The 13061-nt window shown below is 54.8% G+C and carries 10 protein-coding genes; 3 read left to right on the top strand and 7 right to left on the bottom strand.

Features of this window, described 5'->3' with window-relative positions; genetic code table 11:
* Window positions 1–282 precede the first annotated feature (282 nt).
* Together ACR2TX_RS23170 and ACR2TX_RS23175 are read left to right on the top strand one after the other, a co-directional pair.
* A complete protein-coding gene (locus ACR2TX_RS23170; protein ID WP_086134540.1) occupies window positions 283–1332 on the top strand; it encodes a hypothetical protein in 1050 nt (349 codons plus the stop codon).
* A gap of 693 nt (window positions 1333–2025) precedes the next feature.
* Window positions 2026–2655: an RNA polymerase sigma factor gene (locus ACR2TX_RS23175; RefSeq protein ID WP_086134541.1), complete on the top strand. Its 630-nt coding sequence runs from the start codon at window positions 2026–2028 to the stop codon at window positions 2653–2655.
* A gap of 71 nt (window positions 2656–2726) precedes the next feature.
* Here ACR2TX_RS23175 and ACR2TX_RS23180 read toward each other — a convergent pair whose 3' ends face one another.
* From ACR2TX_RS23180 to ACR2TX_RS23210, 7 genes are all read right to left on the bottom strand, one after another.
* Window positions 2727–4034, bottom strand: a complete 1308-nt coding sequence (locus tag ACR2TX_RS23180) for a S8 family peptidase (protein WP_434130776.1) — start codon at window positions 4032–4034, stop codon at window positions 2727–2729.
* Entirely contained in the window at window positions 4031–4738 is a 708-nt protein-coding gene (locus tag ACR2TX_RS23185; protein WP_434130777.1) for a zf-HC2 domain-containing protein, read from the bottom strand. Before ACR2TX_RS23185 ends, ACR2TX_RS23180 begins: the two co-directional genes overlap by 4 nt.
* Window positions 4739–5066: 328 nt before the next feature.
* Window positions 5067–5786, bottom strand: a complete 720-nt coding sequence (locus ACR2TX_RS23190) for a TorF family putative porin (RefSeq protein WP_168183841.1) — start codon at window positions 5784–5786, stop codon at window positions 5067–5069.
* 1421 nt (window positions 5787–7207) lie between these two features.
* Window positions 7208–7573 (bottom strand): hypothetical protein, encoded by a 366-nt coding sequence (locus tag ACR2TX_RS23195; RefSeq protein ID WP_139841096.1) that lies wholly within the window; start codon window positions 7571–7573, stop codon window positions 7208–7210.
* A gap of 112 nt (window positions 7574–7685) precedes the next feature.
* A complete protein-coding gene (locus ACR2TX_RS23200) occupies window positions 7686–7994 on the bottom strand; it encodes a hypothetical protein (RefSeq protein WP_077728883.1) in 309 nt (102 codons plus the stop codon).
* A 969-nt stretch (window positions 7995–8963) separates the two neighbouring features.
* A complete protein-coding gene (locus tag ACR2TX_RS23205; RefSeq protein WP_086134547.1) occupies window positions 8964–10031 on the bottom strand; it encodes a TolB family protein in 1068 nt (355 codons plus the stop codon).
* A 654-nt stretch (window positions 10032–10685) separates the two neighbouring features.
* On the bottom strand, window positions 10686–11225 hold the full coding sequence (locus tag ACR2TX_RS23210; RefSeq protein ID WP_077728881.1) for a copper resistance protein NlpE: 540 nt from the start codon (window positions 11223–11225) through the stop codon (window positions 10686–10688).
* A gap of 1135 nt (window positions 11226–12360) precedes the next feature.
* Here ACR2TX_RS23210 and ACR2TX_RS23215 point away from each other — a divergent pair.
* Window positions 12361–13050 carry a hypothetical protein gene (locus ACR2TX_RS23215; RefSeq protein WP_077728880.1) on the top strand — a complete coding sequence of 230 codons (690 nt, stop codon included), beginning with the start codon at window positions 12361–12363 and terminating at the stop codon, window positions 13048–13050.
* The last annotated feature ends 11 nt before the right edge of the window (window positions 13051–13061 follow it).

A 13061-nucleotide genomic window follows, 5' to 3' on the forward strand; every position in this document is an offset into this window, starting at 1 on the left:
CTCACCCAATGTCATCGGGCTTTCCTGTCCGACATCCCCGGGTGAGTTCCGCTAGGCCAGATTCGCTCCCGGCGTATTTGGCCCCAAAGGAGAGAACTTATTAACCCGGCCTATAAATATAGGCCGGGTTAATCCGGGGCAGGGATGCCCCGGCGCGGCGACAAGCCGCGTGAGCCCAGGCCGGGCGTGTACCGGCCTGGGCGGCGGCCCGAATTACCAGGAGGGTATTTACGGGCCTGGTTAATATCTGGAGCTCCCCCGACATCGAAAAGGAGTTTTGACATGACAAATTCAATCAGAACATTGATCAGCGCGACAGCGATCACATTCTCACTGCTTTGCCCACCGACAGCCGTGCAAGCGCAATGGAGCGGATTCCAGAATCAGGGTGGAGTCGTGGTTTCAGATCCCAGTTGCAGCTTGATGTTAGATGGCAAGGCTATCTGTGGAACGGTGAGCAGCGCAGGAACGCTGATCGTCAACATCTTTAATGGCAGCAGCTGGAGCGGATTTACGGAACTGGACGGGATAATCATAGGAAAACCCAGTTGCACGTATGTGGGCAATAATCAGGCGTTATGCGCCACGATCGGCACGGATAGCACCGTTTTCGTCAATCGCTATAACGGTGCCTCGTGGAGCGGTTTCCAACAGTTAGGCGGTGTCAGCATTTCCAACCCGGTTTGTACGGGGATTTTTGGGACGAATCAGGCTATTTGCGCCATCATCGACGCGGACGGTACCCTTATGGCGAATCGCTTCGATGGCACCAATTGGACCGGGTTTGTAAGCCTCGGTGGAGCGCACATATTCAATCCGACTTGCACCGACGATTTTATAGGCGGAGCCCTCTGTGGTGCGGTTACCACGACGGGCGAGCTCCGGGTATTACGCTTTGATGGCACGAGCTGGGGCACGGAAACGATCCTAAGCGCCGATGGCTCCATCACAGCCGATCCAAGCTGTACTTTTGTCGATGAGAACCAGTTTATCTGTGGGGTCAGAGCCACGAACAGCGCCCTTTACGTCACTCGCTTCGATAGCTCCGCGTGGAGCGCGTTTGAAAACCTCGGAGGCATTCTGACTTCGAGTCCAAGTTGCACGCCTTACAACGTGCTGTCAGCAACCCCAAGGGCGCTCTGCGCTGTTAAGGGCACGGATAGTAATCTGTTCGTCAACACCTTTAACGGCAGTAACTGGACCGGGTATCAACGTACAACATTTTTGAATATTTACGGCGACCCCAGTTGCACTTTGGTTGGTAGCACTCAGGTATTGTGCGGCGTTAGAGGCACCGACCATTGGCTGTATACAAATATCGGCCAGCTCTAGTAACCCACGAGTGTGCCAACCCAATCGCACACTCGCCGATCGGGAGGGGCGTCGCGTGGAGCGACGTCCCTCAAATGTTCGAAGGAGCTACTACTAAGTACATTCCGCAAATATTTGCGGAATCTCGACTGATTGGCTTGATTGGCGGGGTTGTCCTGCAGGTTGCCTATGCCGCAAGACTTCCCTGAATGTACGTAGAGCGTTTTCATCTCGCTCGTACGGCAAAACCGGCTTGGCAGGAGTCGTTGGCGCCTTCGGCTCGGGTGAATGGATTCAAGCATTCGTAGGTCGGCAATCCTTTCCCAATCGCAAACGGTCGCTTTAGTCGCGACCCTTCCGACGAAGATGCGCGGCCGAGACGTGGCGTCGGGAAAGGATTCCCGACCTACTCGTGAGTGCCCGTACAGTCGGTATGAAAATGCTCTAGCCCGCTAAAGAGTCTGCTGTAGTATCAGCGCCCGAATCTTTTCTATGAGGCGGTTGTCCGCCTAAGTAAGGGTAGTGAGTTGTCACCCAGAAATCGGGGGCGACCGGCTCCTTATCGGGCAGGGGCCCCCTTTTCAGACTGCCGCGACATCCCGCGGCAAAAAATCCTGACGGCGATGAACCTTTTCGGAATTTCCCGAAATCTACAGATTAGACTCGGATTATTCCTGCTTCGGAAAAACCAACCATGGTACCGATTCATTGCCTATGACCGTCGATCCCACGCTAATCCTGCCTGATAGACAAACCGCCTCATGCATCGATGAACATCGGGATCGGGAACTGATGACCGGTATCCAGGCGCGCGATGTGAGTGCTTTCGAGATGTTGTATTCGGCCTTCTACCATCGCTTGTCCCGGTTTATTTTTCAGGCGACGCGACAGCCGGATATGGTGGAGGATGTGATCAATGAAACGATGCTAGTCGTGTGGGAAAAGCCCGAGACCTTTGATTACACATGTAAGGTATCAACTTGGATTTTCGGTATTGCTTATCGAAAGGCGCTTAAGGCCTCGGCGAAGCAGGCCAGATCCGCCCATGCCGTGCCTATTGACGAGTTCGGAGAGGAATTGGCGGATAACAGAGCGTCACCGGCACGGCAGGTGGAAGGCGAGGATCTGCTCTCCGTTGCTTTGGACTCGCTCCCGCAGGAGCAACGCGCCGTTATCGAGTTGACCTTTGGCCATGGACTTCGTTATCAGGAGATCGCAGCCATCCTCGACTGTCCGGAAAATACGGTGAAAACACGGATGTTTCATGCACGCAAGAGGCTTCAGACCTTATTTAACGAGCTGACACCGGAGCTCATGGATCCTTCCGAAGAGGATATGTCATGACGCCGGCTGCTCGCGCGATAGAAAGCTCTCCACCTAGTCATGAAGCGGCGGTTCGGGAACGTGAAGATCGGCTACGAAGGCTTTCCGCAATCAGGGATACCGAGCAATCGCGCGAGTGCAAGGCAAGCATCGACGATCCGGTCCAATGGATTCGGAGCTTGTGCGGAGGTCGCCGCCGACGCGTGTAGGAGTTCTATAGCCTCAGGCGAGGTCAAGCTGGGCTTGAGTTGCCGCATCAGGGCCAACAGGCCCGTGACATGGGGAGCGGCGAAGGAACTACCGGACACGAAGTCGTACCTCCCGTGCGGCAGTGTCGTAAGAATATCGGTACCGGGGGCATGGATCCCATCGTTGGCGGCCGCTTCCGGCTTGCGATCCACCTGGGCGGCTCGGACCGCAATGACTCCGGTCTGATTGGCGGGAAAGCCCGCGATCGATCCGTTTTCACGGGCGTCCGCGCCGACCACGAGGATACCCTGATCGATCGCCGCCCGAAGAAGCCGTCCGACCAGCGGATCATCAGGCCCGGTCAGGCTCAGATTGATGATATGGGTGCCAAGACGCACGGCTTCATTGAGCGCCGCCAAGAGCGTAAAGCTGTTGCACACTGCAGCGACGGAACCGAAGCGCTCCGGCCAACACGCCTTGAGCGCGTAGATTTTGGCATCGGGCGCAACTCCGGCAATGCCAATCCCATTTCCACGGTGAGCGGCGACTATGCCGGCGACAGCCGTCCCGTGGATATCATCGGTCGGTTTATCGTGATTCGATGATGCCAGATTTTTAGAGACAGCGATTTGGCCCCTGAGGTCGGGATGGGTATCATCCACACCGGTATCGACCAGCGCGATGCGAACGCCCCGTCCAGTCGCCAGACGATGGGCTTCCTCGATGTGCATGCGCTGTAAGTTCTTTTGCAGTCGAAAATAAGGATCACTGCCGAAGGAAGCCGACGCATTATTTACTAAAGCCCGGAAGGTCCGCATGATCTGTACGGATTCGACCCGGCGATCCTGCGCGATGGACTTGATCGTATCGGCAGGGATTTGACCGACAGGAATTTCGTACACCACGCACACTACTCTCAAAACGGTAACCGGCCATTCCGCCATCAGCTTCAGCCCGTACTGCTCCGCCAAATCTACCGCGACGCGGGTGCTCCAGGCAGAACTCATGTAACGGCCATGTGCGCGATAACGATCCAGAATATTGTCCGGCACCTTGCGTCCGATGCTCGAATCGGTGAAAGTCACCAGGATGCGCCGCTCTTCAATCGATGAATCGGCCTCAGGACCGATGCTTGGAAAATCACGGTCCGTCACGCATCCGGTCAGTTGCAACAGGAGCGCCAAGACTAAAGCGATCAAGCTGAACGTCATGGCACCGAAGAAGGCCCGGTTGTCGGCTCTGCCAGCAATACACCCGGTTGGCGCCGAAGGTAGGCCAAGGCCGCTTCGATCCTCGCATGCTTGTCTCTGCCGTTGGCCAGTCGGACCGTATAAACGTCCGCCGAACCGGGCATGTCGACTCGGCTCCCGTCGACTGCTTTCAAGAGCGCATCAACATTTTCGGCGCCAAGACTCGGTTCGACCACCAGGCGCAGATCCCCCTGATTCGAGGCTGCGGTCGAAGCGGGGTCGGCCAAAGTTCGAAACCGGGGCTCCGTTAGTTGATCCCACTGGCGCCAGCTCAAGGGGACGATCAGCAGCAAAAGCACCACCGCCAGAGCCACGCGGGTCAGTGGCTTGCTTATGATGACCGGAAAATGCCGGAGCCAGGTTCGAAGTTGGCCAAATCGATCGAAGTGCAACGCCGCCGATTCGGATCGTTCACGCTGCCGAATGGTGGCGAGCAGGCGAGAGTATCCGGCCTGCGGATCCAGATTCGGACAAGGCGTGTGAGAGATTCGCTCCGAAAGCGCGTAAAGCTTCACCCGTTCACGTCGGCAAATCAGGCAACGGCTCAAATGCGCCTCCACCCGCGCCTGCTCTTCGCTCTGTAGGGTTCCGGTTATATGCCAGGGCAACAGTGAAAACACATCATCGTGCTCACGGTCCGGCGGGCATGGCTTACTCAGATTCATCGCGCTTCTCCAACAATAAGAGCATCCAACTTAGGCATCCCATCATCCAAGAAGAGCTCGAGCTATTTGCAAATGTGAGACATACGTTCAGCGCTTCTCGAACGCTACACCACTGTCGAACAGGTCTAGCCCATAAGCCTGCATTCTAGGGGGCGTCCTTCAAAAGAAACTCGACCTGTCGTCATTACAAAACCATTGGACCCGAACAAGGTCGACCGTGCTCTTTTGACCGTTCGGCTATCCGGCTAGTAAGCGATAAATCGCCTACAAGAGGACCTGTCAATCCGCGGTTCTACTCTATTTATTCCGCGGCCAGGCCAAAAGTTCACTAAAAGCCGACAGAGAGGGAAAATAGAAAGCGGTCATCCAGCGGCTGGAGATATATCGATCCATTCTCAGGCTCGTCCTCGTGATGCTCGTAATAAGGCAACTTGGTATCCACATAGCGCAAATCGACCGAAATATACCGATTCACGTACCAGGTCACTCCGGCATTCCAGAAAAAGTAGTCGTAGTGCGCCAGTTCGCCGGCCTGATGAAAGCCTACGCCCGCGGACAGTTGCAGCCGATCCACCGGGCTATAGCGGCCGACCAGTTCATAGGCCAAGGTCTTGGCGCCACGGTTATAGGTATCGTAGGCGAAAGCCACCCGAGCGCTCAGAAGATCGCGGTAATGGAGCGAACCGTAGAGTTCGTTATAGTCCGAGTCCTGGCCGAACACATTGCCATCATATAGATACCGGCTAGCCGCGAGATCAAGCTTCCAGTTCTTGGCAAACTTGGTCGCCCAACCCAGATAAGGATTGATTTCCACATGGGCTCGGTCATCGTAGTATTCATCGTCGAAACTCACCGGCGCCACCCAGAGGCCGGCATACAGGCCGATTTCGTGCTCGTATTCCAGATTCCCCAGGCCGACGGGATTGTTTCTGCTCTTCGTATAGCCCCGATAAACATAATCCGTTGCAAAGCTCACGGATCCCTTGAAGTCGGCAAGCGCCGGAACACTGAACAAGGCGAGCAGTAGCCACGAAAGCCTACGATTCATGAAAGCTCTTATCGGTTTCGGCAAGGGATATGACCGCATTCTCTCCGGGAACGATCAGGAGAGATCCGATGTCGACAAGCGTGAACTCAGCTCGCCATGAGAGAATTCGTCCGACCGACACATCTTCGGCTGACGACGGACGGCAGGCGTTCACACGTCCGGCCTCGGATAGGGACGGAACTCCGGTGATGCGCATAGCGAAGGCGCACGGCAGAAGGCTCGCACGGGGGCTGAGCAGCGCGGGTTCCGGGAGTTGGGCGTTGGGCTGTCATAGGAAACTCCTCCTGAGTCAGTTGGGCGATCGAGTCGCGCAAATGCCTATCCACTGGCTATGCCAAGTTGTGGAACCAAAAAGATAACGGCGGTCCGCCAGGAATACTACTTGGAGTCGGTCCAAATATTGGAAAGTTCAACCCACCTCCGAGATTCTTGCGGCGGATACCTTTCAACCTGAAGGATACACAGCAAGCCCGAACGAGTCAGCACGGCACACCTTTCCCGAGCTATAGGCAGTCCGTCGTTTGTAAAACCTCCCGTCCGCTCAAGCATCCTATCGACTTTCGTCGTATTCGGTTCATGCGACTAGGACGGGTGTTCGAGGGCAAAGAAGGTTTTCTACTGACAGTGTCGGGCTGGTATCGAGAAATCTGACCTCGGGTGTCTCTAATTCCATTCGGCATTCGAGTGAACATTACGTAGGGTGGGTTAGCGGAGCGTAACCCACCGATTCGAGGTCGCTCGGTGGGTTACGGCCTCGCGGCCTAACCCACCCTACAAAAATTAATGCCTGATTGAAAGCGATTTGGAATAACCGCCCCACACATGCGGACCGGGATAAGAAACACAAGATCGAAAAAGCAGTCTGCCAGGACAGCGCAAAAAAGAGGGAATCGCAAGTTACGACGCCGGCAAGAGGGTGAAAAGCCGCAACCGGCCTATCGCGGTCGATACCTTGGTATTGGCGGATGCTGTGATTTCGGCCGGGATTCAGGATCGAATTGGGGTTCATCACCTGGTCTTGCGTCGACTGCCGTCGCCAATCCACCGGATCTAGGCCATCTTGGCTGATGCCGCCTACAGCGGCAGCCGGCTCGATTGGACCGGATACCTGTTCCGATGAATCCTGACGATGGTGAGCCGCGTCATGCCGGACTGTTCGAAGTGCTGCCCTGGCGCTGCTGGTTGGCCGAGCGGGCTTCGCCTGGCCCAGCAATAATGCACGCCGCTTGAGCAAAGATTACGAGATCCACTCCGCCGCCTCAAAGGGCTTTATTCGGATCACCATGATTTCTCCCATGCTTCGCCGCCCCCCTTCCCGCGTTTGAAAACTATTTCCGACTGACGACCGGTGTACGGATTGATGCGCCAATCCATGCTCCTCAATCCATACGCCGGCGGACGTCGATCGCTATGACACAATTTTAAAGATGCGAAGACGTCGTAAGATGCCAACTTTGGGTACAGGGTGGCGAGCTGCAAACCTGAAACAGCGAGGTCGCGCGATCGACCCGCTTTTCAGTCACAGTGCCATTGGCTGCTTGCATTGTGCTCTCAAGCACCACCGCTTGCATCACGGCTTGTTGCGATGCCAGATCGACCGAACCGGACGCAATATCCAGCCCGCCTTCCACTCGATCGAGCGCGCTATCGTCCAGCCGAGACAACGCAGTACCCGTTTCTTGCTGGGACAGATTATCCAAGGCGTGAAACTGGGAATCAGCGGAGGCCGCAGCCATACATAAGAGAGCGAGCGGTAGCAGACCGCCCCATGTAAATGATGTTTTCATCGGCCGCTCCATACTTTTCTGATTGAAGCAAAAAGGCGGGGGATCGTATGACCGTTCCCCCGCCTGGTTCTCCGGCCCTCATCAGCATTCGATATGGGCCATGGGCTTCGCTTTATTTACCGCCAATGCTCTGCTGCGTGACCGCCACAATATTCTGATTGGCGCCGCCCTTGCCCAAGGCTAGGTTGACCGCGGTTATCGTGGTTACGGCTATGTTCTGGTTAACGTTACCAACGTTTAATTTACGATCGTGATCTTTCTTAAACGGGAACAAAATCCCGCCTTCGACAGCAGAGAGTTGCCCTTCGGTCATCGGTTTCAAGCTGGACACCTTGCCCAATGCCCGGAAGTCGTTATCGGCCATTGCAGGCCCGGCCATCATCACCGAAGACAGTACTGCTGCTATTGCATAAGATTTCATAATCGAACTCCTTGTATTACAGGGTTAACGCCTCCCCTATCCTCGCATTCCTTCTTTTACCGTAAATTTCAGGAAATTCGGAAAGGTTCACCGCCGTCAGGATTTTTTGCCGCGGGATGTCGCGGCGGTCTGAAAAGGGGGCCCCTGCCCAATAGCCCAATACGGTCCGGCGGTGAGCGGCCAGCCGCGGATGCTCACGGCGCGCGTCCCAACGGTCTTAAGATCGGCCAAAGTACCAATTCGATCATGGTTCCATGAAGCCGACGTTCCAAGCCCGCTGAAAATTAGAGCATTTTCATACCGACTGTATGGGAACTCGCGAGTAGATCGGGAATCCATTCCCGACGCAACGGGTTCGTCGGCAAAGGATTGCCGACCTACGATTGAGTCGATCTACCCTGGCCGAAGGCGCCAACGACTCCTGCCAGGCCTGTTTCGCCGTACGAGCGAGATGAAAACGCTCTAAGTGCGAACGGCAGAAATGGCCGAATTCCGGTCGCCGTGGCCACCCTGAGTGAATGATCGGAACAGGCACGGAGCGACAATCGACAGGCTTAAATGGCGGCCGGTGACAGGCGTGTTGGGTCTACCCCGGTTACCGACTCGGTAGCCTCGGGCGAATCACGCTCTTCGCTGACGAGCGCCTGCCATTTCTCGTAGGAGGCCGGTTCGAAGCGCTCCAGCGCGAAGCGTCATTCGCCGGTCCTTATAGGTAACGATCACACGCGCCAAGGCATTGATCAGCGCCACATTGGTGCCAGGGCGCAATTTCAAATGGCAATCGGCTTTCACATGCGCCGATTTCACCCAGCCGATAATCCAAGCGGTCGAAACTCAAGGAAAAAAACAAACGGAGAGGATTCTCGCAGACCCCCTCCGTTTCATATTCATAGGCAAACCACCGTCCCTTTGTCCTTTTCGAGAATGCGCCGCTGAGACAGTCTGGTTCTTGATATAGGGCTACAGCAATTACCTGATATTCTTCTGCTTTGTCCTGCTGCTGGCGAGCAGGTTGGGCGGCGGACCGATCGGCTTGAAGTTCTTCAGCAGAGGAATGTCATCCTTGTTGACCCACCTGAGGTCAAGATCGTAGGTACCCGGCTGCCCCCAACCTCCAGTGAACTTCTCGCCATCGGGCGTGAAGCTCCAGCACATGTCTTCGCCGGCGGTATTGATGGTATCACCGAGGTTCAATGGTTCCTGCCATTCACCTTTCGGATTCTGGTATGCGATCCACTCATCATGGCCGCCCCGCGAACCGAGGTCAGGCCGCGTGCTGGTAACGATTATGCTCTTGCCGTCCTTTGACAGTCCGGTCCAGTGCAGATGGTCGCGGTACGGCGAATTAATCCTCGGACCGAGGCTCTGCGGCTTCTGCCAGACGCCGTCCTTCTTCTCAACCTTCCAGATGTCGCTATCTTGCGTTACTCCCGGCTGTTGGTAGCTGAAGTAAATCAGGCTGTCGGAAGCGATGATTGGGCAGTGCTCCTCGCCAGTCGGCGTATTGATGTGCGGCAGCTCGGGAACTTCGTTCCAGTTTCTGGCCGGCTGCCAGACGCCATCGACTTTTTGAGTGACGTAGAGATCGCCGGTGGACAGATTACCCGGCTCGTATCTCGTGAAGTAAATGACATTTCCGTCATCGGAGAAACTCGGCTCCAGTTCCCAGGCGGACGTGTTGATGTTCGGCCCTACAGCGGGATCAACCTCCGGTCCCAAATGGACGGGCTCCTGCCAGGCGCCATTCTCATAGTGGGACATCCAAATGTCGAAATTGTAGGGGGTCCCAGACGACTCTACGCTGCCCGGACGGGTGGAGGTAAAGATGGCGGTTTTCCCGTCGGCGCTGTAGGTGATCTCGAAGTCCGCACCAGCCGAGTTGAGCGGTTCGCCCATACTTTTCGATATTGGCGGAATCGCTTTGGCGCTCTCGTTACCCGGCATGTCCATACCGGGCATCGCATCACAAACCCCGTGCGCCAGGATGAGTACCGGCGCCACGGAACAGAGCCTTAGAATAAGGCATTTCTCTTTCATACCCCGCCCCGTCATTTCAGATGGATAATACTTCGTACTGTTTTTCATAAACAAAGCTTATGCTACACCGCATCGCAATTTTTGCGATAAGCCCCTCCTTATCTGTCGTTGCGGCGTCAGATTATGTCTAATGTTTGACGTGGTCAATGAGAAGTTTCTAATGTTTTAATGTTTGACATGGTCAAGTAGAAAGGGACACCCCAGTCAAGCCGCATTGGCCATTCGGCCATTTATCTCAAATTGATCCGAGCTCTGATAGCCCGGGTACGAATGCAGCCGCTTGCTCTTCCAGCGCTTTATGATTTCAGGTCGCCACACCTAGCATCCATGTGTGGGGCGGCCGCTTTCCGCAAAGCTCGCTCGTGCGTGCAGGATCTCGGCGAGAGTCACTGTCGATCATTGCCTCAGCAGCCTGTCGGCTTGTGGACGCGAATGACCACTCCACTCGGTAACCCGCCCTTGAATCCGCAGAGTGGCGACCGGTAGCTTTGGGCACTGACGACTCGCTCGATTTTGGAAAAGCGGCCGCTCAGGAATGGCGGGCCTTGGAAGGACGAATGGCCGTTGAGGCCGAAAACTACCCACCCGAAAACAAACTATCGGAGCTCGTTTGAACTTCAATTCTTCGCCAATTGTCCTTTGGCGCAGTATTCGTCAATGGATGTGCATTTCCCGATTGCCGGCCCTGTCGCTCCGTTGCAGCAGATACCTGTCCTGGTCTCCAGGCAATGGCGCCCCGTCGTCGCTTAGATAGAGCAAAGTGCCTTCATCTTTAATGGCGAGCCGACGCTGAGGGGCCTCTTTGTTGGGGGTCAACAAGACGACACCTTTGGTGTCGTTCCATTCGTATTTTCCTTTTTCGAAGGACTCTCGGTTTTGCGGCTTTGCGGGTTGGATGACCAAAAGATAGTTGTTCTTGGCATTCAAGGACAGGGTCATTTTCAGACCGTTGCAATCTTCTTCATGACACGGCAGGTAGCCGTAAAAGACGCCCCGAAATTTGCCTGCCGCTCCCTCGGGGCTGGCATGAGCCGAATGATCCATGGCACCGTGCTGGCTCTGTTCGCGAGCTTTGAGCGCCTTCTCTTGGATTTCCTTATCGGTTTCTGCCCAAGCGGGGTTAAGCGAGGACAGCAATGCGCCGAAAACAATGACTAACACCTTTTGAGTCATTTTCCTGTTCGATGCTTTCATAAGGGATTTCTCGTGTTCTATGTCCGAAACCAGCGTAGCCCATGAGGCGGATATGCGTGTGATATTGTACGCCACCGAGGGCGTGTTAATTTGACTTCACGTTCTGTCTTGTCGTGTGCCGGCAACTGGAATCGCGTATTCAATGGCGCCTTTGGGAACGAACCACCGATTCGGTCTCGAAGAGAGCTGACGCTCGGGAAGGCCGGTATCGGCAGAGGTGAACGCCCGTTGAGGCCGATCTTGAGACGATCGAGGCGAATCTTGAGCACGGGCGAAAGGGGGGCAGTTCTTACATTCCAACACAGTTAACCGCTTCGAAACCAAACAAGGGACAAATTGTACGTGCCAGGGTAATTTTTCACAGACGAATCCTTGTCGGAGCGTGCACGCTCCGGCACAAGATACCTATCGCCTAATACAAACGGACCCCGGCTTAACGTATATCCAGAAGATTCACTTCGTAGCAAGGCTCATGGCTAGCAAATAATACACATGGCTTGATTTTGCAGGACTGGCTTCCTCCCAGGTAAGAGGAATGAATTTGAGAGTTTGAGTGCCGGATCAGTTCTTTGGTTGAAGACCTAAAAGACTCGCCCGGATATTTCGTCAGACTTTATATTTTGCCGACAAAATCTCGTAGCCGTTCTACTTTATTGCTCAAATTGGTTTTGTGATGTGCTGAAAAGGATTTGTTGTGTCGTATGAAATACATTGCGCCTTCAGCACAGAGTGGACGGCAACCTTGCAAGCAGTGATTGGCAATAACCCGTTGATGAATAAGCGCCGTATAACCTTTCGACAGAGGGAATCGAAAATATAACCGGTTTTATGTAACCCAAATCGAGTCGATTCAAATTCATGCCGATTATCTCGAACCACGGGTTATCGAAAACTTCTTTGAATTGGCCGCCTCTCTAGAAATTCTGCCTCAAATGCGGCTGAATATCGGCACCAGAGATGCTGGCGTTGAAGAGTATTAAGAACTTCTTTTTCAATACTATTAATCAGTTCAAGGTTTAACTTGACAGCATAGGCATACCCGAGCGGAGAATAGCGGGAAAACATCCTGGATTGCGGATAAACAGTTTGCTCACGCCCTTAACAACACCGTAATAACAAAAAATGAGGAGGCGCCATGTCCTTTCCAGCCGATAACAACATCTTTCAAAAGGGCACATTCGAAGGTTTCGCCGTCCGCGGGCGAGCGCGAGTGGATCGGGATTTTCGACATGCTTGGGAAAACCGCTCGGTGTCGCCCGGACTTGGTAAGCATTTCGCCATCCTCGACGATCCGAATCTTATCGATCTCTCCAACGGAACCCGCCTGCCGCCCAGCCAAATACTGTCATCCGATCTGACCGCGCCAGCCAGCCGTGATCCACTGGACACCTCGGACCTTGATTTCATCGATCTGCTGTCGCAGAAAACGCGCGGCATCGACGGCGCCAGTCTTGCGGTGGAGGGCATCAGCCTCAAGCCCGGCGAAGGCATCATGACGCGCTGGAATTTTCTGGTTTACGACCAGCGCGACGATATCAACGACTTTGCCTTGGCCGAATTGATCGACGAGCAAACCGGACAGACGATTGAACAAAAACTCCTGGTGCAAAGCCAAGGTTTGAAGAGTCCCGACGGCTCGATCCGCTGGTCGAGCGGCTGGATGCCTTATTCCTGGAAAACGTCGAGCTCCGTGCGCGTGACGTTTCGCATCGTCGTCAGCAACGGCTACACCTTCAATCCCCTGTCCGGCCCCGATCCCTTGCAGAGAGTGCAAGGGCGAGCGTTCCCCAGCGGGTTGCTGGTAGACGGAATTTGGTTGATTTAGGGGGGATGCCG

It is taken from the genome of Methylocaldum sp. GT1BB (assembly GCF_051027545.1).
GTDB lineage: Bacteria > Pseudomonadota > Gammaproteobacteria > Methylococcales > Methylococcaceae > Methylocaldum.

Bases quoted from the DNA above. Each gene is read 5' to 3' on its own strand.
- ACR2TX_RS23170 (WP_086134540.1), top strand. From the start codon at position 283: ATGACAAATTCAATCAGAACATTGATCAGCGCGACAGCGATCACATTC.
- ACR2TX_RS23175 (WP_086134541.1), top strand. From the start codon at position 2,026: ATGACCGTCGATCCCACGCTAATCCTGCCTGATAGACAAACCGCCTCA.
- ACR2TX_RS23180 (WP_434130776.1), bottom strand. From the start codon at position 4,034: ATGACGTTCAGCTTGATCGCTTTAGTCTTGGCGCTCCTGTTGCAACTG.
- ACR2TX_RS23185 (WP_434130777.1), bottom strand. From the start codon at position 4,738: ATGAATCTGAGTAAGCCATGCCCGCCGGACCGTGAGCACGATGATGTG.
- ACR2TX_RS23190 (WP_168183841.1), bottom strand. From the start codon at position 5,786: ATGAATCGTAGGCTTTCGTGGCTACTGCTCGCCTTGTTCAGTGTTCCG.
- ACR2TX_RS23195 (WP_139841096.1), bottom strand. From the start codon at position 7,573: ATGAAAACATCATTTACATGGGGCGGTCTGCTACCGCTCGCTCTCTTA.
- ACR2TX_RS23200 (WP_077728883.1), bottom strand. From the start codon at position 7,994: ATGAAATCTTATGCAATAGCAGCAGTACTGTCTTCGGTGATGATGGCC.
- ACR2TX_RS23205 (WP_086134547.1), bottom strand. From the start codon at position 10,031: ATGAAAGAGAAATGCCTTATTCTAAGGCTCTGTTCCGTGGCGCCGGTA.
- ACR2TX_RS23210 (WP_077728881.1), bottom strand. From the start codon at position 11,225: ATGAAAGCATCGAACAGGAAAATGACTCAAAAGGTGTTAGTCATTGTT.
- ACR2TX_RS23215 (WP_077728880.1), top strand. From the start codon at position 12,361: ATGTCCTTTCCAGCCGATAACAACATCTTTCAAAAGGGCACATTCGAA.